The following is a 23,913-nucleotide window of genomic DNA, read 5'->3' as shown; positions in this document are numbered from 1 at the left end:
CCTCTCAGGCGTCGCGGAAGTGCGGGGACCGGCGCTCGCGGAAGGCCAGCGCGGCCTCCCGGTGGTCGCCGGTGAACGAGCTGAGGATCTGGGTGCGGTTCTCCAGGTCGATGCCGGCCTGCAGGCTCGACACCTCCAGCTGGCTCCACATGACCTCCTTGGTCATGCGCACGCCCATCGGCGAGTTGGCCAGCACCGCCCGCGCGGTGCCCAGGGCGGCGTCGAGGAGCTCCTCGTCGGGCACCACCCGGGTGACCAGGCCGATGCGGTCGGCCTCGGGGGCGTCGACGACCCGGCCGGTGAGCAGCAGCTCGAAGGCGCGGGAGGCGCCGATCAGGCGGGGCAGCAGCCAGCTGACCCCGATGTCGCAGCCGGAGAGGCCCAGCCGCACGAAGGCGACGGTGTAGCGGGACGACGCCGCCCCGATCCGCACGTCCGCGGCCAGCGCCAGCGCCAGCCCGCCGCCGGCCGCAGGGCCGTTGACCGCGGCGATCACCACCTGCGGCAGCGCGCGCAGTTTCGGCACCAGCGCGGCGATGTGCTTCTGCAGCGCCAGGCCGGCCTGCGGGGACCGGGTGGCCCGGTCGGGGCCGCCCATGTCGAAGGCGGTGAGGTCCAGGCCGGCGCAGAAGCCGCGGCCGGCGCCGGTGAGCACGAGCACGCGGACGGAGGGGTCGTCGGCGAGCGCGTCGAGCACCGCGTGCAGCTCGCGGAGCAGGTCGGCCGACATCGCGTTGAGCCGCTCGGGCCGGTCGAGGGTGAGCACCAGGACGCCGGGCTCGGGGGCGGCCAGCCGGAGGGTGCCGAGGTCGGCCGGCAGACCGGCGGGCAGGGGTGCCGGCACCGGCACGGGGGCGCCGGGCTCGGGGGACGTCATCGTCGCCTCCTGGTCGGGGGTCAGCGCCCGCGGAACACGGGGTCGCGCTTCTCGAGGAAGGCCCGGCCGGCCTCGGCGGTGTCCTCGGTGCCGAAGTTGACCTGCTGGGCGCGGGCCTCGTCCTCCAGGGCGCGCTCGAAGGACACCTCCCAGGCGTCGTCGAGCATCCGCTTGGACAGCCGCATGGCGACCGGGGGGCCGGCGAGCAGCCGTGCGACGAGCCGGTCGACGGTCCCGTCGAGCTCCTCGGGGGCCACGACCTCCCGGACCAAACCCCACTCCCGGGCCCGCTCGGCGCCGATCTCGTCCCCGAGCAGCACCAGCTCCTTGGCGCGGTGGGCGCCGACGAGCCGGGGCAGCAGCCAGGAGCCGCCGAAGTCGACCGACAGCCCGCGGCGGACGAAGATCTCCGAGAACCGGGCCCGGGTCGAGGCGACGACGAAGTCGCACCCGAGGGCGAGGTTCATCCCGGCGCCGACGGCGACCCCGTCGACGCGGGCGACGGTCGGGACGGGCAGCCGGTGCAGCGCGAGGCAGGCCGCGTTGACCTCGGCCATGTCGACCATCGGCGGCCGCCGCCCCGCCCCGGCGTCGGAGAGGTCGGCGCCCGCGCAGAAGTCCTCGCCCGCGCCGGTGACGACCAGGACCCGGGCACCGCCGTCGACCACGTCGTCCAGCGCGGCGCGCAGCAGCCGCCAGGAGGACCGCGCGACGGCGTTCTTCCGCCGCGGGTTGGCCAGCGTGAGGGTGGCGACGGGGCCGTCCCGGGTCAGCCGGACCGCTCCCCCGCCGTCGGCGGGCCGGTCCCCGGCACCGCTCGAGCTCACAGGTCCGCGGCCAGGTTCTTCAGCTGCTCGACCGTGCGCAGCCGGTCCTCCCGGTCGGCCTGCACGAGGTGGGCGACGACGGTGGTCACGCCGGCCTCGGCCATGGCCGCCAGGCGCTCGGCGACCCAGCCGGCCGGGCCCACGAGCGAGGTCGCGTCGACCAGCTCCTGCGGCACGGCCGCGGCCGCCTCCTCCTTGCGGCCGTCCAGGTAGAGGTCCTGCACCCGCGCGGCGGCCTCCGGGAAGCCGTAGCGCACGGTCAGCTCGTTGTAGAAGTTCTTGCCGCGGGCACCCATCCCGCCGATGTAGAGGGCGAGCTGGTGGCGGGCGGCGTCGCGGAGCTCCTCGAGACCCTCGCCCACGGCGCAGGGCGCGCCGACCAGCACCTGGAGCGGCCCGAGCGCCGGGTCCCGCCTGGCCCGGCCGGCGGCGAGGGCCGCCCCCCAGGTCTCGGCCGCCCGGCCGGGGTGGAAGAAGATCGGCTCCCACCCCTCGGCGATCTCGGCGGCGAGCTCGACGTTCCTCGGCCCGATGGCGGCCAGGGTCACCGGGATGCGCTCGCGCACCGGGGTGTTGATCAGCTTGAGCGGCTTGCCGAGGCCCGTGCCCTGCTCGGGGGGCAGGGGGAGCGTGTAGTACCGGCCGGGGTACTCGACCCGCTCCCTCCGCCACACCATCCGGCAGATGTCGACGATCTCCCGGATGCGCCCCAGCGGGGCGTCGTACGGGACGCCGTGGAACCCCTCGACGACCTGGGGCCCGGAGGCACCGAGGCCGAGGGTGAACCGGCCGCCGGAGACGTGGTCGAGGCCCGCCGCGGTCATCGCGGTCAGCGTGGGCGTGCGGGTGAACGCCTGCAGGATCCCGGAGGTGAGCTCGAGCCGGTCGGTGACCGCGGCGAGGTAGCCGAGCTGGCTGACCGCGTCGAAGCTGTACGCCTCGGCGATCGAGACCATGTCCAGGCCCGCCTTCTCGAGATCGGCCAGCTCCTCGGCCGCCTCCCGGAACCCGCCGCTGTAGCCGACCCGCATCCCGATGCGCACGCCGCTCCCCTCCTCCCGGTGCCGGCGTGGCCGGCGTCCACCACCGCACGGTAGGGACGACTTGAGGCGTGCGTCAACCGGCCGGGACCCCGTCACGGACCCGGCGTTTGACGGCGGCGGGAGGCGCTGCCATCGTCCGCACGACCTCCCCCCGGGCCCGCTCTCCCCACCCCGGAAGGACCGACGTGGACCCCTCGCTCCCCCCGCGGCTGACCGCGCTGCTGTCCGACCTCGACACCTTCGTCGCCGAGGAGATCGACCCGCTGCACGAGCAGGACGACAACGCCCGCTTCTTCGACCACCGGCGGGAGTTCGCGCGCACCGACGTGGACGCCGGGGGCGTCCCGGCCCGGGAGTGGGAGGAGCTGCTGGCCGAGGTGCGGCGGCGCGCCGACGCGGCCGGGTGGCTGCGGTACTCCCTGCCGGCCGAGCTCGGCGGCCGGGACGGCGGCAACCTGGACATGGCCGTCATCCGCGAGCACCTGGCGCACCGCGGCCTGGGCCTGCACAACGACCTGCAGAACGAGCACAGCGTCGTCGGCAACCTCGTCATGCCCCAGCTGCTGCACCTGTTCGGCACGCCCGAGCAGCGGGCGGAGTTCGTCGAGCCGCTGATCACCGGCGCACGCGGGCTGGCCTTCGGGCTCACCGAGCCCGACCACGGCAGCGACGCGACGTGGCTGGAGACCACCGCCGTGCGGCGGGACGGCGACTGGGTGGTCGACGGGCGCAAGCGGTGGAACACCGGCGTGCACACCGCCACCCACGACCTGGTGTTCGCCCGCACCTCCAGCTCGCCGGGGGACGCCCGGGGCATCACCGCGTTCCTCGTGCCCACCGACGCCCCCGGCTTCTCGGTGCCGTTCTTCTGGTGGACGCTGAACATGCCCTCCGACCACGGCGAGGTCGTGCTCGACGGGGTCCGGGTGCCCGACGCGGCGATCCTGGGCGCCGAGGGCGAGGGGCTGGCGATCGCGCAGACCTTCGTGCACGAGAACCGCATCCGGCAGGCCGCTTCGGGGGTCGGCGCGGCGCAGTACTGCATCGACCGCTCGGTGGCGCACGCCCGGCAGCGGGTCACCTTCGGCCGGCCGCTCGCCGAGCGCCAGGCGGTGCAGTGGCCGCTGGTCGAGCTGCACACCGAGGCGGAGCTGGTGCGCACGCTCATCCGCCGGACCGCGGTCGAGCTCGACGAGCTGACCTCCCGCGGGGAGCCGGCCGTCTCGATCGGCCACCGGGTGTCGATGTGCAACTACCGCGGCAACCGGCTGGTCTGCGACGCGGCCGACCGCGCCATGCAGGTGCACGGCGGGATGGGCTACAGCCGCCACCTGCCCTTCGAGCACATCTACCGGCACCACCGCCGCTACCGGATCACCGAGGGCGCCGAGGAGATCCAGATGCGCCGGGTCGCCGGGCAGCTGTTCGGCTTCCTCCGGTGACCCCGGACGCCGCCCTCGCCGACCGGCTCGCGGCGCGGCTGACCGCGCTGGCCGGTGCGCCGGTGCGCGTCGAGGGGCTGGCGCGCCTCTCCGGCGGCGCGAGCCGGGAGACCTGGGCGTTCACCTCCGTCGGCGCGGACGGCGGCGGCCGGGATCTGGTGCTGCGCAGCGGCGCGGGCACCGGCGGGGTGCCGCTGGCGGTGGAGGCCGAGGCGATGGCGGCCGCGGCGCGGGCCGGGGTGCCGGTGCCGGAGGTGGTCGACCTCGGGGACGACGGCGGACCGCTGGGGCGCGGCTACCTGCTCATGGACCGGGTGGAGGGCGAGACGATCCCGCGCCGGCTGCTGCGCGAGCCCGGGTTCGCCGCGGCCCGGTCCGGGCTGGTGGCGCAGCTGGCGGCGGCCCTGGCCCGGCTGCACGCCGTCCCGGCGGCGGAGGTGCCGTCGGTGGCGCCGCCCACCGATCCGCTCGAGCGCCTGCTGACCGCCTACGGCGGGGACTCCCCTCCCCCGCCGGGCCTGGCCCTGGCGCTGCGCCGGCTGCGCGACGAGCGGCCGGCGCCGGCGCCCGAGGCGCTGGTGCACGGCGACCTGCGGCTGGGCAACCTCGTGGTCGGCCCCGACGGGCTGCGCGCCGTCCTGGACTGGGAGCTGGTGCACCGCGGCGACCCGGTCGAGGACCTCGGCTGGCTGTGCGCGAAGGTCTGGCGCTTCGGCTCGCCGCTGCCGGCCGGTGGGGTGGGCACCCGGGAGGAGCTGCTGGACGCCTACGCCGCGGTGGCCGGGTGGCGGCCGACCCTCGAGCAGCTGCACTGGTGGGAGCTCTACGGCACCGTCCAGTGGGGGCTGATGTGCGGGGTCATGGCCGGCCGGCACCTGTCGGGCGCCGAGCCCTCGGTCGAGCTGGCCGCGATCGGCCGGCGGGCGTGCGAGCAGGAGTTCGACGCGCTGCTCGCCCTCGGGCTGGACGCCCCGGACGGCGCGGCGCCGCCGGACCCGCCGCCGCCGGCCGGCGACGAGCTGCTCACCGGCCGGCCGACGGCGACCGAGCTGCTCGCCGCGGTGACCGCCTACCTGGACGACGACGTGCGCGCGCACGCCCCGGGCCGCACGGGGTTCCACGCCCGGGTCGCCGGCAACGTGCTGGCCGCCGTGCGGCGCGAGCTGGCGCTGGGCCCCGCCGCCCGGGAGCGGCACCGGGCCGCGCTGGCCGCGCTGGGCTGCGCGGACGACGCGGCGCTCTCCCGGGCGATCACCGACGGCTCCCTCGACGACCGCCGCGACGAGGTGGTCGGGGTGGTGCGGGCCGCGGTGCGCGACCGGCTGGCCATCGGCAACCCGCGGCACCTGGCCGTGCCCGGCTGACCGGCGGGCCGCGGGCCCTTGACGTGGCCCGGCCCCGGCGCGACCGTCGTCCCCCGGCACCGCGTCGAGGAGGCGCCATGACCGCCACCCGGTTCACGGAGCTGACCGGCTGCACGGTCCCGGTCCAGCAGGCGCCGATGGGCGCGGTCTCCACCCCGGCGCTGGCCGCGGCGGTCGCGTCGGCGGGCGCGGTGGGCACGCTGTCGGCCCTCGGCCTGGAGCTCGACCAGGTCCTGCGCGCCGTGGCGAAGGCCCGGGCGCGCACCACCGGGGTGCTCGCGGTCAACGTGCTCACCGAGGACGTCGACGAGGACCTCGTCGTCGCGGTCGCCGAGCGGGTGCGGCTGGTCGACTTCTTCTGGCTGGACCCGCGGCCCCGGCTGGTGGAGCTGGTGCACGGCGCGGGCGCGCTGGCGAGCTGGCAGGTCGGCTCGGCGGACGAGGCCCGGGCGGCCGCGGACGCCGGCTGCGACGTGGTGGCCGTCCAGGGGGTGGAGGCGGGCGGGCACGTGCGGGGCTCGCGGCCGCTGCGCCCGCTGCTGGCCGAGGTCCTCGGCGCGGTGCCCGTCCCCGTCCTGGCCGCCGGCGGGATCGCCTCGGGCCCGGCCCTGGCGGCGGTGCTGGCCGACGGCGCGGACGGCGCCCGGATCGGCACGCTCTTCGTCGCGACCGAGGAGTCCGGGGCGCACCCGGGGTACAAGCGGGCCCTGGTCGAGGCCGGCCCCGGCACCACCGAGGTGACCGGCGCGTTCGCCGCCGGGTGCCCGCTGTGCGCGACGAACGCCCGGGCCCGGGTGCTCAGCAGCGCCGTCGCGCGGGTCAGCTCCTTCGACGGCGACGTCGTCGGCACGCTGAGCGCCGGCGGCCGCGAGGTGCCGCTCCCGCCCGGCGCCGGGCTGCCGCCGCTGACCGCCGTCTCCGGCGACGTGGCGGCCATGGCCCTGTACGCCGGTGCGGGCGTGGCCGGGGTGACCGCGGTGCGGCCGGCCGCCGAGGTGGTCGCCGACCTGGCGGCGCACGCCGAGGCCGCGCTCAGACCCGGTGCCGGGCGATCCACTGGGCGGCGATGACCGAGCGCTGGATCTCGTTGGTGCCCTCGCCGAGGATCATCAGCGGGGCGTCGCGGAAATAGCGCTCCACGTCGTACTCGCGGCTGTAGCCGTAGCCGCCGTGCACGCGCATCGCGTCGAGCGCGACCTGCATGGCGGTCTCGGAGGCGAACAGCTTGGCCATGCCCGCCTCCATGTCCGCGCGGCCCCCGGCGTCGAGCCGCTGCGCGGCGTCGGCGGTGAGCAGCCGGGCGGCCTGCACCCGCGTGGCCATGTCGGCGAGCAGGTTGCCCACCGACTGGTGCCGCCAGATGGGCTGCCCGAAGGACTCCCGCTCCTGGGCGTAACGGGTGGCCGCGGCCAGCGCGGCCTGGGCCACCCCGACCGCGCGGGCGGCGACCTGGATGCGGCCGACCTCCAGGCCGCGCATCATCTGCACCCAGCCGCGGCCGGGCTCGCCGCCGAGCAGCGCGGAGGCGGGCACGGCCATGTCGTCGAAGACGATCTCGCAGGCCTCGACGCCCCGGTACCCGAGCTTGTCGATCTTCGGGCCGACGGTGAGTCCTTCCCCCGGCTCGACGAGGAGCACGCCCATCCCGCGGTGCGGCGGGTCCGCGTCGGGGTCGGTGCGGCACAGCAGGCCGATCAGGCCGGCGTGCTGGGCGTTGGAGATCCACGTCTTGCTGCCGGTGACCCGGTAGGTGCCGCCGTCGAGCCGGGCGGTGGTCCGCATGGCCTGCAGGTCGCTGCCGCCCGAGGGCTCGGTGAGCGCCATGGTGGCCCGCAGCGACCCGTCGGCCATCCGCGGCAGGTGGGCGGCCTGCTGCTCGGGCGTCCCGTAGGTCCGCAGCAGGTGCGCGATCACCGAGTGGCCGCCGATCGCGCCGGCCAGGCTCATCCAGCCGCGGGCCAGCTCCTCGGTGACCCGGGCGAAGCAGGCGGTGCTGACCGCGCTGCCGCCGTGCTCCTCGGGCACCAGCAGCCCGAAGACGCCGAGGGCCTTCATCTCCTCGATCAGCGGCTCCGGGTAGTGGTCACCGGCCTCGAACTCCCGGACCCGCGGGCGCACCCGCTCGTCGACGAAGGCGGCCGTGAGGGCCACCATCTCCTGCTCCTGGCCGCTCAGCGCGGTCATGCGGACCTCCCGTCCTCAGCGCGGCGGCTCCGGCGCGCCGTCGTCGTCCCCCTCGGGCCCGAGCGGGCGCTGGTACCAGGCGACGTCGTGCCAGCGCCCCAGCTTCCAGCCCACCCGGCGGTAGGTGCCCACCGGCACGAAGCCCAGCGCCCGGTGCAGCCCCTCGCTGGCCGGGTTGGGCAGGACGATGCCGGCGAGCGCGCGGCGGTAGCCCCGGCCGGCCAGCCGGTCGAGCAGCGCGGCGTAGAGCGCCCGGCCGGCACCGGGTCGCCGGCGGCCGGGGTCGGTGTAGACGCTCACCGTCGTCGACCAGCGGTAGGCCTCGCGGGTCATGAAGGCCGTCCCGTAGGCGTAGCCGGCGACCTCGCCGCCGTCCTCCAGGACCACCCAGGCGTGCGCGGCCAAGGCGGCGTCGATGCGGCCGGCCATCTCGGCGGTCGACGGCGGCTCGGCCTCGAACGAGAACGCCGTGTCGCGGACGTAGGGCGCGTAGATCCCCGCGCAGGCCGCCGCGTCGGCCGCCGTCGCGTCCCTCACCCGCTGCCCGTCGGCCACGCCGCCATCCTGCCCGTCGCGTCACACGTGGTCGGCGTGCACCCCGTCGATCGACCAGATCGCCGCGGGGTCGACCACCTCCCGCAGCTCGCGGAAGTAGTCGGCGACGGCCTGCTCGTAGGCCGGCCCGCCGGCGAGCAGCTCGCGGGCCGCGGTGACCAGCCGGTCGAGGTCGGCCCGCACGCGGGCGCGGGTCATGCTCGGCGTGCGCGGGCCGTCGTCCCCGTCGTCGACGACCGCGGCCGGGTCGAACTGGGTGAACGCCGGGAACCGCGCCGTGTCGGGCAGCACGGAGCGGAACGGCACGCCGTTGAACCAGTACTCGAACCAGCGGCCGCCCGACAGCGCCAGCCACGGCGTGCCGACGGCGAGGGCGGCCAGCCCGAACCCGGTGTGCGGGGCGAGGAACACGCCGCAGGCCTCGACGAGGGCGAGCTGCTCGGCCAGCGGCCGGTCGACGCCGTCGACGGGGGCGCTCGCGTGGCCGAGCAGGCGGCGCAGGTCGGCCGGCGGCAGCCCGGTCGCGGTGCGCTCGTCCCGGGCGGTGCGGCCGAGCAGGACCACCCGCAGGCCCGGGACCGCGGCGGCCAGCGCGTCGAGCACCAGCTCCCACGACGCGACCGACGGGTAGAGGGCGGGCTCCGCGGACCCTGCGGGCAGCAGGGCCAGCCGCGGCCCCCCGGGCAGGCGGCGGGCGGCGGCCGCCCGGGCGCCGGCGGGCAGGTCGAGCCGCACCCGCTGCCGCGGCAGGTACCCGGCGCGGCGGGCCCCGGCGACCGACCGGCCGGCGCGGGCCCGCAGGTGCGCGTCGGAGGCGGCGTAGTGGTCGCGCATGCCGGGGAACAGCTCCAGCTGGAACGGCTGGTGGCGGCGGGCGTCGTCGACGACCCAGTCCCAGTCCCGGGGGACGCCGGCCAGCGCCGCCGCCGCGCCCGGGGCGGGCTCGAGGAAGGGCTGCCGGACCGGGTGCACCGCCCGGACCGCGGCGCACCAGGTGGCCAGCTCGGTCGGTGTCGCGGCGTTGAGCAGCAGCGACACCTCCCGCCCCGGCACCGCCGCCGCGTGGCCCACGCAGTACTGCAGCGCCTCGACGGCGTGCCCGAGCTGCTGGGCGTAGAAGAAGTCGACGAGCAGCCGGTCGGGTGTCACGCCGCCCACCGTCGCAGCGCCCGCAAGCGGTTTCCCGCGGCCGTAGCCTGGCGCGGGTGAGCCCCGCCCGACCCGACCTCGACCGGGTGCTCCGCACCCTGCGAGGGCCGTGGGCCCGGCTGGCGCTGCTGGGGGTGCTCCTCGTCGTCGCGGTCGTGCTGGCGCTGACCGTGGACCGCCCCGGGGTGCCCGCCGTGCGCGGCTGGCTGGACTCCGCCGGGCCCGGCAGCTGGACGCTGCTCGTCCTCGCGACGTCGCTGGCGATGCTCGTGCCGGTGCCGCGGACGGCGGTGTCGGTGCTGCTCGGCGCCGCCGCGGGCTTCCCGGCCGGCCTGGGGGTGGCGGTGGCCGGCGGGTTCCTCGGCGGGGTGGCGGGCTTCGGTCTGTCCCGGGTGCTCGGCCGGGACGCGGTGGCCCGGGTCGCCGGGCGGCGGCTGGACCGGGCCGAGCGGCTGCTGGCCGACCGCGGGTTCCTCGCCGTCCTCACCGCCCGCGTGAGCCCGCTGCCGTTCGTGCTCACCAGCTACGCCGCGGGGCTGACCGGGCTGCGCTGGCGGCCCTACGTGCTGGGCACCGCGGTCGGGGTGGTGCCCGGCTCGGTGCTGCACGTGGCCGTCGGCGCCTCGCTGATCAGCTGGCTCTGAGCGGCGGCCGTCAGGCCGGGACCAGCCGGACCGGGATGCTCCCCCAGGCGCGCAGGGTGTTGTTGTGGTGCCGCGTCGTCGGCCCGGCGAGCTCGATGCGGGCCACCCGCCGGGTCAGCGCGGTGAGCAGCGACCCGGCCTCCAGCCGGGCGACGTGCTGGCCGACGCACTGGTGGATGCCGAACCCGAAGCCGACGTGGCCCGACGGGTCGCGGGTGAGGTCGAACCGGTCCGGGTCGGCCCAGCGGCGCGGGTCGCGGTTGGCCGCGGCGAGGAACATGAGGATCTTGCGCCCGTCCGGGATGACGGTGCCGCCGACGGCGACGTCCCGGGTCGCCGTCCGGAAGAACGTCTGCACCGGGGACTCCCAGCGCACCGCCTCGTCGAAGGCCACCCGGGCGAGCGCGGGCTGCGCGCGCAGCCGCTCCCACTCGGCCGGGTGGGTCGCCAGGGCGTACAGGACGGCGGACAGCCCGTGGACCGTGGTGTCGACCCCGGCGGTGAGCAGCGAGCGGACGACGAGCGGCGCCTGCTCCGGGGTGATCTCGCCCCGGTCGGCCTGCGCCCAGATGTCGGCGCCGAAGCCCTCGGGCGCCAGCACGTCGCGGGCGCACTGCGCGGCCACCCAGGCGGAGAGCTCGGCGACCCGCGGGGCGCCGGCCCGCGTGAGGTCGTTGTCGGGGCCGAAGGCGTTGAAGGCGTGGTTGCCGTAGGGCAGCAGGTTCTCCCGGCCCTCCTGCGGGATGCCCACCGCGTCGGGGAAGACGCGCAGCGGGAAGGCCTCGGTGAGGTGCGGGACGGCGTCGAACTCGCCGCGGTCGAGGACCTCGTCGACCAGCGCCTCGGCGTCCGCGGCCCAGCGCTCGCGCAGCCGGTGCAGCGCGCGGGGACCGAGCACCTTGGACAGCACGCGGCGGGGGGCGTCGTGCCGGGGCGGGTCGGCCTCCAGCAGCAGGGACGGCGGCCGCCACGGCTTCTCGTAGCGGAAGTTGGACAGCCCGACGCCCGCCCCGGAGGAGAAGTCCTGCCAGTCGACCAGCGCCGCGCGCACCTCGGCGTACCGGGCGAGGGCGAAGACGTCGTAGCGCTCGAGGTGCACGACCGGGCCGGCCTCGCGCAGCTCCCGGTGCAGCGGCAGCGGGTCCTCGAGGGCCTCGTGGGCGAACGGGTCGGCGGCGGTGGTGGGCAGGTGGGCGGGGGCTGCGGTGCTGGTCACGGCCGGTCCCTCACTACAGGTCGAGGACGAGGCGGTCGTCGGCCGCCCGGGAGACGCAGATGAACATGCAGTCGCCGGCGGCGCGCTCGGCGTCGTCGAGGATCGAGTCGCGGTGGTCGGGGACGCCGGCGAGCACGGTCGTCTCGCAGGTCCCGCAGGTGCCCTGCCGGCAGGAGGAGAGCACCTCGACCCCGGCGGCGCCGACGGCCTCCAGCACCGAGGTGCCCGGCTCGACGGTGACGGTGGCGCCGGTGCGGGCCAGCTCGACCTCGAAGGGCGCCGAGCGCACGGGGGCGGCCTGCTCGGCGACGAACCGCTCGGTGCGCAACGCGGTGGGGGGCCAGGCGGTGCAGGCGACGCCCATGGCGTCGAGCAGCGGGCCGGGGCCGCAGCAGTAGACCTTCGTCGCCGGGTCGGGCTCGCCCAGGAAGGACGGCAGGTCCAGCAGGCCGGTCTCGTCCTGCGGCATGACGTGGACCCGCTCGCCGTGGCGGGCGAGCTCGTCGAGGAAGGCCATGGACGCGCGGCGGCGCCCTCCGTAGAGCAGCCGCCAGTCCGCGCCGAGCACCTCGGCCTGGGCCACCATCGGCAGCAGCGGCGTGATGCCGATCCCGCCGGCGACGAACAGGTAGCGCTCGCTGGGCACGAGCGGGAAGTTGTTGCGCGGGCCGCCGACGCCGACGCGGTCGCCGGCGCGCAGGGTGTCGTGCACGTAGGCCGACCCGCCGCGGCCGTCGCGCTCGCGCAGCACGGCGACGCGGTAGGTGCGCGGGTCGAACCGGTCGCCGCACAGCGAGTACTGGCGGGTGTCGCCGGAGGGCAGCACCAGGTCGATGTGCGCGCCGGGGGTCCAGTCGGGCAGCCGTCGTCCGTCGGGGTCGGCGAGCGTGAGGGCGACGACGTCCTCGGCGACGGTGGCCTTCCCGACCACCTCGAGGGTCGCCACGGTCGTGCTCGCGCCCCGGCCGGGTACGGCCGGGGCGGTTCCCGGCGGGGCGAGCAGGGTGCCGGCGTCGGACATGTCACCTCCAGGTCGCGGTGTGACGAGGATGCGACCCCGCCACACCACGGCCCAGCGGTCTCTCACTGGTCGAGAGGGCGGTTCGGTCGCCGCGCAGCCGGCCCGGGACGCCGCGCGCGCTCGCGACGGGTCGCCGGGACGGCACCGGCAGGAGCTAGGCCCAGCGGGCCAGCGCCGTGCACGTCCCGGGCGCCACCGCGGTGAACCCCGCGTCGAGGACCTGCACGGGGGCGTGCCCGCGCAGCTCCGCCCACCGGGCGGGGGCCGGGTGCTCGACGACCACCGGGAACCCGGCGTGCGCCCAGGTGGCCAGCCGCTCCGCGGCCATCCGGCCGGCGGTGAGCTGGGTCGCGTGCCCGGCGGCCGCGGCGGCCTTGCCCAGCGGCAGCAGCGGCGCCGGGCAGATCGACACCACGACGGGGCCGCCCGGCACCGGGTCGACCGCGCCGAGCGCATCCGGGTCGTCGAGCTCGCGGCCGGTCAGCTGCAGCCGGGCGACCTCCCGGGGCATCGCGTCGGTCGGGGTGGGCACGAGCGCGCGGACCTCGGCACCGGCCACCTCGGCGGTGACCCCGGGCAGCGCCAGCGCCCGGTCCCAGGCGGCGCCGCGGGCCCGCCGGCAGTGCTTGCGGATCGGCCCGTCGGTCCACTGCCGGACCCGAGCGGACCACTCGCCGCCGGGCTGCGCGCGGTCGTCGGCGAGCAGCCGGACGACCGCGACCGCCGCGGCCGCGCAGACCGCCGTCCGGGTCGGCGGGCCGGTGCGCTCGACGCGCGCCACCAGCTGCATCGCCCAGGGCGCGTCCCCCTCCCGTCCGCTCTCGCGGTCGACGTGCACGCCGCCACCCTGCCGCCCGCGCCGTCGTCCCGTACCGGCGGGTCCGGCGGGGACGACGGCGCGGGCGGGGCGATGAGTCCCCGGTCCGGGCGGGGTCTGCACCGGCATGACCGACGGCGACCTGCCCGCGTCCATCGGCCGCCCGGCGCTCGGTGCGCTGCGCGCGGCGGGGATCACCACGCTGTCCGAGGTGGCCCGGCTCCGGGAGGAGGAGCTGCTCGCCCTGCACGGCGTCGGCCCGAAGGCGGTCCGGCTGCTGCGGGCGGAGCTGACCGAGCGCGGTCTGGGCTTCGCCGGGGCGTGAGCTCAGCGGGTCCGGTAGCGCGCGTAGATCAGCCCGCTGTCGAAGGCACGCTGCTCGACCAGGTCGAGATCGAGACGCACGCCGTCGGGGAAGAAGCGCTTGCCGCCGCCGACCACGCTCGTGGTGATGAAGAGGTGGTACTCGTCCACCAGGCCGGCCGCGATCGCCTGGGCGGCGAGGTCCGGACCGTCGACGGTGAGGTCGTGATCGGCCTCGGCCTTGAGCCGGCGCACCGCGTCCGGGTCGAAGGTCCGCTCGATCCTGGTCCGCTCGCTCGACACCGACCCCAGCGTCGTGGAGTAGACGATCTTCTCGGCGGCCTGCCAGTCCTTCGCGTACTGCAGGACGTGCGGAGGCACGTCGGGCTCGTCCTGCACGGTCTCCCAGAAGACCATCGTCTCGTACATCCGCCGGCCGTAGAGGTAGGTGCCGACGGAGCGGAAGACGTCGCCGATGAAGGTGTGCACCTCCGGGTCGTCGGCCGCTCCGGTGCCGAGGTCACCCTCGGCTGCCTCGGCGTAGCCGTCGAGCGAGGTGATCATCGAGTAGATGAGCTTTCCCACGGATCCCCTCCGGGTACGTGCGCGATGGTTGCTGGGTGGTCCCGGAGGCTGTGACCCGCGCAGGACCCGGAACTCATCGGGCGGGCGGTCGTGGTGACCGCCGCCTCCCCTCGTGCACGAGGCCGCTGCCGACGACCGGGAACTGTCATACCTGCAGGTCAGGATGGGGGCGTGCTGGAGATGCAGCCCCCGCGACCGCCCGAGCCCGGCTTCCTGCTGGAGGTGGGCCCGGCCGATCTGCTGACCGAGGGCAGCGAGCTGGAGCAGCTCGCCGACATCTGGGCCGCCGACGCCCGCGCCGCCCGGGCCGCCGCCGAGCTGGCGGTGTGGGTCGCCGGCTGGCCCGCCGCCGGCGCATCGACCGCGCCGCCCGGGACGCCGGGCTGCGCGCCGGCCGGGGCGGGCCGGGCCCGGACACGATCGACCGCCGCCCGCCGGTGCTGGCCGACGTGTGCGAGGGGTTCGTGCCAGAGCTGGCCCTGATCCGCCGCTGCTCGGAGGCCGAGGCCGCGGTGCTGGCCGTGGAGTCCCTGGTGCTGGTCGAGCGGCTGCCGGCGGTGTGGAGCGCGCTGTACGCCGGGCGGATCGACCGCCGCCGCGCCGCGGTGCTGGCCGACCTGCTCGGCGAGGTCACCCCCGCGACCGCCGCTGCGGTGCTCGCACGGGTGCTGCCCGCCGCCGGGGAGGCCACCGCCGCCCGGCTGCGCGAGCGCACCCGCCGTGCCCTGGCGGGCATCGACCCCGACGCGCTGGCCGCCCGCCGGGAGCGCGCCGCCCGCCGCGCCGACGTGACCGTCCGCCCGGTCGCCGAGGGCCTGGCCGCCCTCGTCGCCGAGCTGCCCACCACCGACGCGCTGGCCTGCCGCGACGCGGTGCGCCGGCTGGCCGACCAGCAGCGCGCCGGCGGCGACGATCGCCCGATCGGGGTGATCCGCGCCGCGGTGGCCCGCGATCTGATCCTGCGCCCCTGGGGCAGCTCCCGCCCGCCGGTCACCGCCCAGCTGACCGTCCACGCCGACCTGCCCGCCCTGGACCCCGCCGCCCCGGCCCAGCCGGCCTGCGAGGTCGACGGGGTCGTGGTCACCGCCGCCGAGTGCCGGGCCCTGCTCACCGCCCTGGGCATGCTCGGGGTGGCAACCGCCCCGCGCGGGGGCAGCATCACCCTGGCGGTGCACGACCCGACCACCGGCGCGCTGCGCGCGGTCGCCACCCGACAGGAACTGGCCCGCGCCGCCGGACTGACCCGCCGCCGCCGACACCGCGCCGGGGCCACCGGGAGCGGCGGCGCGGGGAGTCGCGGTGTCGACACGGCGACATGTCCCCGAGGCGACTCATCGGCACACCGATACGACGCCGAGCCGACCGCCGACGGGCCCGGCCTGCGCCGCCCGCCGGCCACCCGCCGCTACCGGCCCACCGCCGCCCAGCGCCGCTTCGTGCGCGCCCGCGACCGCCGCTGCCGCTGGCCCGGCTGCGCCCGACCCCCGGCCCGCCACGACCTCGACCACGCCACCCCCCACGCTGCCGGCGGGGCCACCGACTGCTGGAATCGGTGCTGCCTGTGCCGCACCCACCACCGGATCAAGACCCACACCCCCGGCTGGGCCTTCCTGCTGCTCGCCGACGGCCGCGTGCTGGTCCGCACCCCCAGCGGCGTCACCCGCCTCAGCACCCCACCGGGCACCGACCGCGACGGCGCACCACCCACCGGTCCACCACCCGGCCGGCCGACCGGCATGAGCCGCACCGGCCATCCCACCGACGCCGGCGACCCCACCGACGCCAGCGACGACCCGCCCTTCTGACCGAGGACGCACCGCGGCCGGCCACCCGCTGCCGTGAGGAGAGCGGTGACCGGCCGCGGGCCGGCCGAGGGGCGGGCCGGGGGCGACCCCCGGCCCGCTCGGTGGTCAGTGCGCGGTGCCGATCGGCCGCACGAGCCGGACGCCGACCGCGGCCAGCGCGGCGACCACGCCGAGCACCAGCAGCGCCGAGTCCAGGCCGCTGAGGGCGTCGGACAGGGCCAGCACCAGCAGCGGGCAGACGAACTGGCCGAGGAAGACCGCCGAGGTCCACACCCCGGTGCCGCGGCCGCGCTGCTCGAAGGTCAGCGACCCCAGCGCCCAGGTCAGCAGCGAGGGCAGCAGCAGGCCGTTGCCGAACCCGGTCACCACCGCGAACACCACCACCGCCGGGACCGAGCCGGCCATCGAGAGCCCGAGCAGCCCGACGCCGGAGAAGGCGAAGGCCGCCGGCACCGTGACCGCCGGGCCGAGCCGGGCCACCCGGCCGAAGACGAACGCGCCGCAGGCCGTGCCCAGCGAGCCGATCGCGCTGACCGCGCCGATCGTGCCGGTGGACTCCACGCCGATCGCGTCGAGCTTGAACGACAGCTCGACGATGAGCACGTAGAACACCAGCCCGCCGAGCAGGCTCACCCCGACCGGGGCCAGCAGCTGCCGCCACGGCAGCGGGGGCAGCACGCCGGACCGCGCGGCGGGCGCCGGCTGCCACACGTACCTCGCCGCGAGCAGGGCCAGCGGCAGGCTGACCGCGTACAGCCAGACCGGGGTGCGCCAGTCGGCCGCCCCGAGGGCGCCGCCCAGGCCGAAGAAGATCGTCGCCGCGACGGTGGTGAACACGACCTGCAGGCCGAAGTAGCGCTCCCGCTGCGAGCCGGAGAAGTAGTCGGCCAGCAACGTGGTGCAGCAGGTCATGATCGCCGCCTCGGTGAGACCCAGCAGCACGCGGCTGGCCACGATGAGCTGCAGCGACGGCAGCCACACCGGCGCGGTGCCGACGACGGCGTAGACCACCAGGGCACCCACGAGCAGCCGCTTGCGGCCCACCCGGTCGACGATCCGCCCGGCGATCATCGCGGTCAGCCCGATGACCAGCGCCGGGGCGGTGAGCACCACCGGGGTGAGCGCCTCGACGCCGGGGGTGCCGGCGAAGGCGTCCTGGATGCGGGGCAGCACGGGCGCCAGCAGGACCGCGCCCAGCACCGCCAGGCAGCTGGAGAACAGCAGCACCAGGGCCTGCGGGCGGCCGGCGGGACGGCCGGTCGTCGGGTCGACGGCGACCTCGCCGGCCAGCGGCTCGGCCGGTGACCGCGCGGGGTCGAGGACGTTCTCGGACACGGGCGACTCCAGCGGGAACGGGCGCCGGCCTCCGGTGACCGGCGTCACTGGCCGAGGAGTGTGGGCAGGGCGGGCAGCATCAGGGAACAGCCGATCGCTGATGCCCATCATCAGCGCGGCTGATGATCCCCGCGCCAGCGTCAGGCCGGCGGGTCACCGATCTCCCGCGCCGCCCGTACGAGGAGCTCGCGGAAGAAGGCGTGCTCCGGGTCCCGGTCGTACACCGGGTGCCACCACACCGCCTCGAGGAGGGGCCCGGCCTCGAACGGGCACGGCAGCGCCCGGATGCCGGCGTCCGGCGGCAGCCGCCGGACCAGCCGCTCCTGCAGCAGCGCGATCCGGTCGCTGCCGGCCACCAGGCCCGGCACGGTCAGGAAGCTCTCCGTGACCACCTGCACCCGCGGCTCGATGCCGAGCATGCGCATCTGCCGGGCGGCCGGGGTGGACGCCGTCGGCCCGTAGTAGGTGGCCACCCACGGCATCGTCTCCAGCTGCCCCACGGAGATCTCCTCGCCGACGTCCGGGTTGTCCGCGGCCACGACGATCACCCACCGGTCACGGTGCAGATCGGCGTGCGGCAGGTCGGTGACGAACCCGTGCGGCAGGACGAGCAGGTCGGTGGCGAGCAGCGTCTGGGCCGCCTGGTCGACGGCCTCCGGCGTGTTGTGCGCCAGCCGCAGCCGGGCCCCCGGCGCCTCCTCGGCGAGGAGCCGGGCGAGCGCGTCCCCGAGGACGGCGCAGCCGTAGTCGCTCACCAGCACGGAGAACTCCCGCGTGGACTCGGCCGGGTCGAACTCCGGCTGGGCGGTGAACACCCGCTCGACGCCGTCGAGGGCGACCCGGACCCGCGGCCGGAGCTGCGCGGCCAGCGGCGTCAGCCGGTAGTTGTTGCCCACCCGGGAGAGCAGCTCGTCACCGAAGTGCCGGCGCAGCCGGGCCAGGGACGCCGACAGCGCCGGCTGGCTGAGCCCCAGCTGCTGCGCGGCCCGGGTGACGCTGCGCTGCTCGAGCAGGGCGTCGAGGGACACCAGCAGGTTGAGGTCCAGGTTGGCCAGGTTCACGGCCGCCGACCTTATAAGCGGCGTCGATGCCGTACATCACCCAATGGCACTTCCCTGATGGCCTCGCACCGCCGACCGTGGTGACGTGACCCGCACCACCGATGCCACCCCCCTCGACCGCACCGACCCCGAGGGCGCCATCGCCGCCACGGCGCGGCGGGTGTCCAACTGGGGCCGCTGGGGCGCCGACGACGTGCTCGGCACGCTGAACTTCCTCGACGAGGCCAAGCGGGTGGAGGGCGCCCGGCTGGTCCGCCGCGGGGTCAGCTTCTCCCTGGCCCTGCGCTTCGACATGGACGGCCCGCAGAAGGGCTGGCGGCGGCGCACCAACCCGGTGCACACGATGCTCGACACCGGCACCGACGCCGAGCGCGGCGTGCAGGGCTTCCCGCACGGCATCGGCGGCGCCGACGACGTGATCGCCATGCCGCTGCAGGCCTCCACCCAGTGGGACGGCCTGGGCCACATCTTCGACCACGGCGTGGCCTGGAACGGCCGCCGCGCCGGCGACGTGGTCACCAGCGATGGCGACCGGGTCACCGGCATCGAGACCGCCGCGTCGCAGTTCGCCGGCCGCGGCGTGCTGCTCGACGTCGGCCGCGCGATCGGGGACGACGGCGAGCTGCCCGACGGCTTCGCCATCACCACCGAGCACCTGCAGGCCACCATCGCCGCCCAGGGCGAGAGCGCCCGGGTCGGCCGCGGCGACCTGCTCGTCGTCCGCACCGGCCGGCTCGCCCGCGCCCGCCGGGACCTCGCCGCCGGCCGCGGCTGGGGCGACTACGCCGGCGGCGCCGCCCCCGGCCTGTCGTTCACCACCGCCGACTGGCTGCACGCCACCGAGATCGCCGGCATCGCCACCGACACCTGGGGCTTCGAGGTCCGCCCCAACGAGTTCGACGACGCCTTCCAGCCGCTGCACCAGGTCGTCATCCCGAACATGGGCCTGTTCGTCGGCGAGATGTGGGACCCCGACGCCCTCGCCGCCGACTGCGCCCAGGACGGCCGCTACGACTTCTGGCTCACCGCCGCCCCCCTGCCCGTGACCGGCGCCGTCGGCGCCCCGGTCAACCCGATCGCCGTCAAGTGAGGAGCACCCCGTGCCCGCCGTGACCAGCGTCCTCGTCGTCGGGGCCGGCCTCGCCGGCACCGGCACCGCCATCCACCTCGCGGCCGCCGGCGTCGCCGTCGACCTCGTCGAGATCAAGCCCGAGGTCGCCGCCCTCGGCTCCGGCATCACCCTGCAGGGCAACGCGCTGCGCGAGCTGCGCTCGCTCGGCGTCTGGGACCAGGTGCGGGCCGCCGGCTACGCCTTCGACGTCACCGGCATCCGCGCACCCGACCCGCACGGCAGCGTCGTCGCCGAGATCCCCGACGCCCGGACCGGCGGGCCCGACCTGCCCGCCGCCATGGGCATGCCGCGCCCCGAGCTGGCCCGCCTCCTGGTCGACCGCGCGACCGAGGTGGGCGTCAAGGTGCGGCTCGGCACCACCTCCACCGAGCTGGCCCAGGACGACACCGGCGTCGACGTCACCTTCTCCGACGGGTCGACCGGGCGCTACGACCTGGTCGTCGGTGCCGACGGCGTCCGCTCGTGGACCCGCCGGGCGCTGGGCATCCACCTGGAGACCAGGTCGGTCGGCATGGGCATCTGGCGCGCCTTCGGCCCCCGCCCGGCGTCGGTCACCCGCACCGACCTCTACTACGGCGGGCCCTCCTACATCGCCGGCTACTGCCCGACCGGCGAGGACACCCTCTACGCCTACATCGTCGAGGACGCCCAGGACCGCAGCGGCCTCACCCCCGAGGAGCAGCTGGCCACGATGCGGCGGCTGTCGGAGGCCTACCACGGCCCGTGGGACGAGATCCGGGGGACGCTCACCGCCCCCTCCCGGGTCAACTACACCTGGTTCGAGACGCACCTCCTCGAGGCCCCCTGGAACCGCGGCCGCGTGGTGCTGGTCGGCGACGCGGCGCACACCTGCCCGCCGACCATCGCCCAGGGCGGCGCCATGGCCCTGGAGGACGCCGTCGTCCTGGCCGAGCTGCTCACCGGGCGGGCCGCGCTCGACCAGGACCTGTGGAACGCCTTCCACGCCCGCAGGTACGAGCGCGCCAGGACCGTCGTCGAGGCCTCCGACTCACTGGCCCAGTGGCAGCTCGACCACGTGCAGGGCGACATCCCGTCCCTGATGCGCTCCATCGCCATGCTCACCAGCCAGCCCGCCTGACAGAGGATCCTCCTGCCCCCCCAGCGCTCGTAAGAGGACCCCGTCCTCCTCACCGCTCGCCCGCTCGCGGCGAGCCTCTGGACGGGGCCGACACGGATCACCGAAGGACACCCGATGACCCAGCGCCTGATCACCCACCTGCGGCACGTCGACCTCGCCGTGCCGGACTTCGCCGAGCAGCTCGACTTCTACGCCGGCATCTGGGGCCTCACGCCCGAGCACACCGATCCCGGCCTGGCCTTCCTCGCCGCCGAGGGCTCGCCCGAGCAGTACATCGTGCGGTTGCGCGAGGCCACCGACAAGCGGATCGACCTCATCTCCTTCGGCGCGAAGGACCGGGCCGACGTCGACACCCTCGCCGGCACCCTCGCGCGCGACGGCGTACAGCTGGTGCACGAGCCGCGCGACCTGCAGACCCCCGGCGGCGGCTACGGCTTCCGCTTCTTCGACAACGAGGGCCGGACCATCGAGGTCAGCTCCGACGTCGAGGTGCGGCAGCACCGCACGATCGAGGAGGGGGAGTCGATCCCGGTGCGCCTGTCGCACGTGGTGATCAACTCGGCGGACCCCGAGGGGACCGTCGCGTTCTACGACAAGCACCTGGCCTTCTCGCTGTCGGACACGCTCATGCACCCGCGGATGGGCAACATGATGTGGTTCCTCCGCACCAACGCCTGGCACCACAGCATGGCCATCGCGCGGGGTCCGCACCCCTCCCTGCACCACGCCTCGTTCGAGATGCGCGGCCTCGACGAGTACATGAGGGGCACGGGCCGGCTGCTGCGCGCGGGCGTGGAGAAGGTCTGGGGGCCGGGCCGGCACCTGGCCGGCAACAACACGTTCAGCTACTTCCTCGACCCGCACGGCAACACCGTCGAGTACACGACCGAGCTGGAGACCATCGACGAGGACACCTGGCATCCGCACCTCTACGACATCAGCAACCCCGAGGTCTCGGACCAGTGGGGCACGGCGAACGCCATGAACGAGTTCGTCGCGCAGAAGTCGTTCAACGACCCGGACAAGGGCCTGTTCGTGGCCCCGCCGGTCTGATGCGCTTCGCCACCTGGGACGACGGCGGGGTCGTCACCGCCGGCGTCGTCGGCGAGCACGGGCTGCACGCCCTGCCGCCCGACGTCACCGTGCTCGACCTCGTGCGCGCCGGGCTGCCGGCGGCGCTCGACGCGGGGCTGGCGGCGCTGTCCGCGCCGCCGGTGCCGCCGGCGGAGGTCCGGCTGCTGCCGCCGCTGCAGGCCCCGACCGTGCGCGACTTCGTCGCCTTCGAGGAGCACGTCGAGGGGGTGCGCAAGGCGATCGACGGCGTCGCCGAGGTGCCGCCGGAGTGGTACCAGGCGCCGACGTTCTACTTCACCAACCCGTACGCGCTCATCGGCGCGCACGACGACGTCCCGATCCCGCCGGGGTCGCAGCGGTTCGACTTCGAGCTCGAGGTCGCCGTCGTCGTGGGGAGGGACGGCGCCTCGCTGACGCCGGAGCAGGCCCGCGAGCACGTCTTCGGCTACACGATCCTGAACGACTGGTCCGCCCGCGACCTGCAGGCCCGGGAGATGAAGGTCAACCTCGGCCCGGCCAAGGGCAAGGACTCCGCCACCACGCTGGGCCCCTGCCTCGTCACCGCCGACGAGCTCGAGCCCTACCGCGACGGTGACGGCTTCCTGGCCCTCGACCTGCGGGTGTCGGTCGACGACGTCGAGGTCGGCCAGGACCTGCTGTCCAACATGGGCTGGCCCTTCGAGGAGCTCATCGCCTACGCCTCCCGCGGCACCGAGGTGCGCGCCGGTGACGTCCTCGGCTCGGGCACCTGCGGCAACGGCGGCTGCCTGGCCGAGCTGTGGGGCGTGCGCGGGGAGGCCGCTCCCCCGCCGCTGCGGCCGGGCGACGTGGTGGAGATGACCGTGGAGGGCATCGGCACCATCCGCAACCGCGTCGTCGAGGGCCGGCAGCTCCCCCCGGTGCGCGCGGCCCGGCCCCGGCCCCGCACCCGGACGCGGCCCGCGGGCACCGCCCGGTGATCCGCAGCGGCCGGGTCGCCGGCAAGGTCGTCGTCGTCACGGGTGCCGCGCAGGGCCTGGGCGCGGCCGCGGCGAGGCTGCTGGCCACCGAGGGCGCGACCGTCGTGGCTCTCGATCTCGGGGAGGCGCCGGCCGGGGCCCTCCCCGGGATCGAGTACCAGCAGCTCGACGTCACCGACGCCCCCGGGTGGGATGCGGTGGCCGCCGACCTCCGCAGCCGGTTCGGCCGCGTGGACGGCCTCGTGGCCAGCGCCGGGATCACCCGGCGGGCCCGGCTGGCGGACCTCGACGCCGCCGACCTGGCCCGGGCATACGAGGTCAACGTCGCCGGGGTCCTGCTGGGTGTCCAGGCGCTCACCCCGCTGATGCCCGAGGGCGGCTCGGTCGTCGTGGTGGGTTCCGTCGCCGCGCTCACCGGCCACTTCCCGGTCGCCTACACGGCCAGCAAGTGGGCGCTGCGCGGGCTGGCCAAGGCCGCCTGCGTCGAGCTGGGGCCCCGCGGCATCCGGGTCAACACGGTGCACCCCGGCTACATCGAGACCCCCATGACCGCGTCCGCGGCCCCGGCGTTCCGCGCCGCGAACGTCGCCGAGACCCCGCTCGGCCGCACCGGCACCGCCGACGAGGTGGCCCCGCTGGTCGTCTTCCTGCTCAGCGAGGACGCCTCGTTCGTCACCGGCGCCGAGATCCCCGTGGACGGCGGGCTGTCCGCCCACGGCGGCGTGAAGTCCATCAGCGACGCCGTCCGCACCGCTTCCTGAACCACCGAGAGGAACCCCCGTGTTCGAGTACTTCCCCACCGGCCCCTACACCTGGAACCTGTCCGTCGTCGCCACGCTGAACTCCGGCGGGCTGATCGACGAGGTGGACCGGGCCTGCCGGCCGATCAGGGACGCGGCGAATGCCGGCGAGGACGCCGGGACGCCGGACTTCCTGCGCGCCTGGACCGCGCTCACCGACCAGCTGGTCGGGCAGGCGGAGACAGCGGAGAAGGCCGGGCACACCCGCACCGCCGGCCAGCTGTGGTTCCGGGCCAGCAACTACCTGGCCCAGGCCGAGCGGATGCTGGCCCACTCCGATCCGGACCGGGTACCCACCTACCGGCGCCTGCTGGAGATCGCGCAGAAGGCGTTCGAGACGCACAGCCCGCGGGTGTCCCGGGTGGCCGTCCCCTACGAGGGGACGACGCTGCCGGCCTACTTCAGCGCCGCGCCGGCCACCGAGCACGGTCCCGCGCCGGTCGTCGTGCTGGTCAACGGGCTGGACTCCACCAAGGAGCACATGTACGCCTCGAACCACTGGGCGGAGCTGGCGGCCCGCGGCATCTCCTGCCTGATGCTCGACCAGCCCGGCACCGGCGAGGCCCTGCGGCTGCAGGGGTTGACCGCCCGCATCGACACCGAGGCCTGGGCCGGCGCGGC

24 protein-coding genes and 1 pseudogene are annotated in these 23,913 nt (G+C 76.2%); 13 read left to right on the top strand and 12 right to left on the bottom strand.

From position 1 onward, the window contains the following. Nucleotides 1–4: 4 nt before the first annotated feature. The 3 genes from D0Z06_RS09790 to D0Z06_RS09780 are packed head-to-tail and all read right to left on the bottom strand — an operon-like array spanning nt 5 to nt 2,747. On the bottom strand, nt 5–877 hold the full coding sequence (locus D0Z06_RS09790) for an enoyl-CoA hydratase/isomerase family protein (RefSeq protein ID WP_117377194.1): 873 nt from the start codon (nt 875–877) through the stop codon (nt 5–7). A gap of 20 nt (nt 878–897) precedes the next feature. Further along, nucleotides 898–1,704: an enoyl-CoA hydratase/isomerase family protein gene (locus D0Z06_RS09785; protein WP_117377193.1), complete on the bottom strand. Its 807-nt coding sequence runs from the start codon at nt 1,702–1,704 to the stop codon at nt 898–900. Further along, nucleotides 1,701–2,747 (bottom strand): LLM class F420-dependent oxidoreductase, encoded by a 1,047-nt coding sequence (locus D0Z06_RS09780; RefSeq protein WP_117377192.1) that lies wholly within the window; start codon nt 2,745–2,747, stop codon nt 1,701–1,703. The genes D0Z06_RS09785 and D0Z06_RS09780 overlap by 4 nt, the downstream gene beginning before the upstream one ends. A gap of 185 nt (nt 2,748–2,932) precedes the next feature. On the opposite strand from D0Z06_RS09780, the gene D0Z06_RS09775 reads away from it, so the two are divergent. From D0Z06_RS09775 to D0Z06_RS09765, 3 genes are all read left to right on the top strand, one after another. Then, entirely contained in the window at nt 2,933–4,189 is a 1,257-nt protein-coding gene (locus tag D0Z06_RS09775; protein ID WP_117377191.1) for an acyl-CoA dehydrogenase family protein, read from the top strand. Further along, complete coding sequence (locus D0Z06_RS09770; RefSeq protein WP_117377190.1) at nt 4,186–5,553, top strand: phosphotransferase family protein; 1,368 nt, start codon at nt 4,186–4,188, stop codon at nt 5,551–5,553. Before D0Z06_RS09775 ends, D0Z06_RS09770 begins: the two co-directional genes overlap by 4 nt. A 77-nt stretch (nt 5,554–5,630) precedes the next feature. Then, on the top strand, nt 5,631–6,623 hold the full coding sequence (locus D0Z06_RS09765) for an NAD(P)H-dependent flavin oxidoreductase (RefSeq protein ID WP_117377189.1): 993 nt from the start codon (nt 5,631–5,633) through the stop codon (nt 6,621–6,623). On the opposite strand, the gene D0Z06_RS09760 is transcribed toward D0Z06_RS09765, so the two are convergent. Genes D0Z06_RS09760 through D0Z06_RS09750 form a run of 3 tightly spaced genes read right to left on the bottom strand, consistent with a single transcriptional unit; the run spans nt 6,586 to nt 9,441 of the window. Then, a complete protein-coding gene (locus D0Z06_RS09760; RefSeq protein ID WP_117377188.1) occupies nt 6,586–7,737 on the bottom strand; it encodes an acyl-CoA dehydrogenase family protein in 1,152 nt (383 codons plus the stop codon). The genes D0Z06_RS09765 and D0Z06_RS09760 overlap by 38 nt on opposite strands. A gap of 15 nt (nt 7,738–7,752) precedes the next feature. Further along, nucleotides 7,753–8,292, bottom strand: coding sequence for a GNAT family N-acetyltransferase (locus D0Z06_RS09755; protein ID WP_117377187.1), 540 nt, complete (start codon nt 8,290–8,292; stop codon nt 7,753–7,755). Nucleotides 8,293–8,313: 21 nt separating this feature from the next. Beyond that, nucleotides 8,314–9,441, bottom strand: coding sequence for a hypothetical protein (locus tag D0Z06_RS09750; RefSeq protein ID WP_117377186.1), 1,128 nt, complete (start codon nt 9,439–9,441; stop codon nt 8,314–8,316). Nucleotides 9,442–9,497: 56 nt separating this feature from the next. On the opposite strand from D0Z06_RS09750, the gene D0Z06_RS09745 reads away from it, so the two are divergent. Continuing rightward, nucleotides 9,498–10,085, top strand: coding sequence for a TVP38/TMEM64 family protein (locus tag D0Z06_RS09745; protein ID WP_233517577.1), 588 nt, complete (start codon nt 9,498–9,500; stop codon nt 10,083–10,085). A gap of 10 nt (nt 10,086–10,095) precedes the next feature. On the opposite strand, the gene D0Z06_RS09740 is transcribed toward D0Z06_RS09745, so the two are convergent. From D0Z06_RS09740 to D0Z06_RS25310, 3 genes and pseudogenes are all read right to left on the bottom strand, one after another. Then, nucleotides 10,096–11,301 (bottom strand): cytochrome P450, encoded by a 1,206-nt coding sequence (locus tag D0Z06_RS09740; protein WP_117377185.1) that lies wholly within the window; start codon nt 11,299–11,301, stop codon nt 10,096–10,098. Nucleotides 11,302–11,314: 13 nt separating this feature from the next. Beyond that, a pseudogene (locus D0Z06_RS09735) lies at nt 11,315–12,277 on the bottom strand (PDR/VanB family oxidoreductase); the annotation flags it as partial. Nucleotides 12,278–12,476: 199 nt separating this feature from the next. Continuing rightward, complete coding sequence (locus D0Z06_RS25310; RefSeq protein WP_158579927.1) at nt 12,477–13,160, bottom strand: peptidyl-tRNA hydrolase; 684 nt, start codon at nt 13,158–13,160, stop codon at nt 12,477–12,479. A gap of 106 nt (nt 13,161–13,266) precedes the next feature. Here D0Z06_RS25310 and D0Z06_RS09725 point away from each other — a divergent pair, with 106 nt between their 5' ends. After that, nucleotides 13,267–13,464 (top strand): helix-hairpin-helix domain-containing protein, encoded by a 198-nt coding sequence (locus D0Z06_RS09725; protein WP_117377183.1) that lies wholly within the window; start codon nt 13,267–13,269, stop codon nt 13,462–13,464. A gap of 2 nt (nt 13,465–13,466) precedes the next feature. Here D0Z06_RS09725 and D0Z06_RS09720 read toward each other — a convergent pair whose 3' ends face one another. After that, nucleotides 13,467–14,027 carry a dihydrofolate reductase family protein gene (locus D0Z06_RS09720; protein WP_117377182.1) on the bottom strand — a complete coding sequence of 187 codons (561 nt, stop codon included), beginning with the start codon at nt 14,025–14,027 and terminating at the stop codon, nt 13,467–13,469. Nucleotides 14,028–14,198: 171 nt separating this feature from the next. On the opposite strand from D0Z06_RS09720, the gene D0Z06_RS26265 reads away from it, so the two are divergent. Further along, the gene (locus D0Z06_RS26265; protein WP_233517576.1) at nt 14,199–14,510 is read left to right on the top strand and encodes a hypothetical protein; all 312 of its coding nucleotides are present in this window, start codon (nt 14,199–14,201) and stop codon (nt 14,508–14,510) included. Continuing rightward, nucleotides 14,492–15,832 (top strand): HNH endonuclease signature motif containing protein, encoded by a 1,341-nt coding sequence (locus tag D0Z06_RS09715; protein WP_233517575.1) that lies wholly within the window; start codon nt 14,492–14,494, stop codon nt 15,830–15,832. The genes D0Z06_RS26265 and D0Z06_RS09715 overlap by 19 nt, the downstream gene beginning before the upstream one ends. Nucleotides 15,833–15,937: 105 nt before the next feature. Here the strand turns inward: D0Z06_RS09715 and D0Z06_RS09710 are convergent, their stop codons facing one another. Together D0Z06_RS09710 and D0Z06_RS09705 are read right to left on the bottom strand one after the other, a co-directional pair. Continuing rightward, the gene (locus D0Z06_RS09710) at nt 15,938–17,167 is read right to left on the bottom strand and encodes an MFS transporter (protein ID WP_199522235.1); all 1,230 of its coding nucleotides are present in this window, start codon (nt 17,165–17,167) and stop codon (nt 15,938–15,940) included. A gap of 140 nt (nt 17,168–17,307) precedes the next feature. Then, complete coding sequence (locus D0Z06_RS09705; RefSeq protein ID WP_117377180.1) at nt 17,308–18,228, bottom strand: LysR family transcriptional regulator; 921 nt, start codon at nt 18,226–18,228, stop codon at nt 17,308–17,310. Between the two features lie 85 nt (nt 18,229–18,313). Between D0Z06_RS09705 and D0Z06_RS09700 the strand changes: the two genes are divergently transcribed. The 6 genes from D0Z06_RS09700 to D0Z06_RS09675 all read left to right on the top strand — a co-directional run. Continuing rightward, the gene (locus tag D0Z06_RS09700) at nt 18,314–19,318 is read left to right on the top strand and encodes a cyclase family protein (RefSeq protein ID WP_117377179.1); all 1,005 of its coding nucleotides are present in this window, start codon (nt 18,314–18,316) and stop codon (nt 19,316–19,318) included. Between the two features lie 10 nt (nt 19,319–19,328). Further along, a complete protein-coding gene (locus D0Z06_RS09695) occupies nt 19,329–20,459 on the top strand; it encodes an FAD-dependent oxidoreductase (protein WP_117377178.1) in 1,131 nt (376 codons plus the stop codon). Nucleotides 20,460–20,573: 114 nt separating this feature from the next. Further along, nucleotides 20,574–21,512: a VOC family protein gene (locus D0Z06_RS09690; RefSeq protein WP_117377177.1), complete on the top strand. Its 939-nt coding sequence runs from the start codon at nt 20,574–20,576 to the stop codon at nt 21,510–21,512. Continuing rightward, the gene (locus D0Z06_RS09685) at nt 21,512–22,492 is read left to right on the top strand and encodes a fumarylacetoacetate hydrolase family protein (RefSeq protein WP_117377176.1); all 981 of its coding nucleotides are present in this window, start codon (nt 21,512–21,514) and stop codon (nt 22,490–22,492) included. The genes D0Z06_RS09690 and D0Z06_RS09685 overlap by 1 nt, the downstream gene beginning before the upstream one ends. Beyond that, nucleotides 22,489–23,253 (top strand): SDR family NAD(P)-dependent oxidoreductase, encoded by a 765-nt coding sequence (locus D0Z06_RS09680; protein WP_199522234.1) that lies wholly within the window; start codon nt 22,489–22,491, stop codon nt 23,251–23,253. The genes D0Z06_RS09685 and D0Z06_RS09680 overlap by 4 nt, the downstream gene beginning before the upstream one ends. A 19-nt stretch (nt 23,254–23,272) precedes the next feature. Next, the coding region (locus D0Z06_RS09675) for an alpha/beta hydrolase (RefSeq protein WP_117377175.1) at nt 23,273–23,913 on the top strand (641 nt) is incomplete at its 3' end.

Origin of the sequence: Geodermatophilus marinus (genome assembly GCF_003428645.1) — a bacterium.
In the GTDB taxonomy this organism is placed as follows: Bacteria; Actinomycetota; Actinomycetes; order Mycobacteriales; family Geodermatophilaceae; genus Geodermatophilus.
The sequence above is the reverse complement of the archived record's forward strand: the minus strand, read 5'-3'. Positions and strand labels throughout refer to the sequence as shown.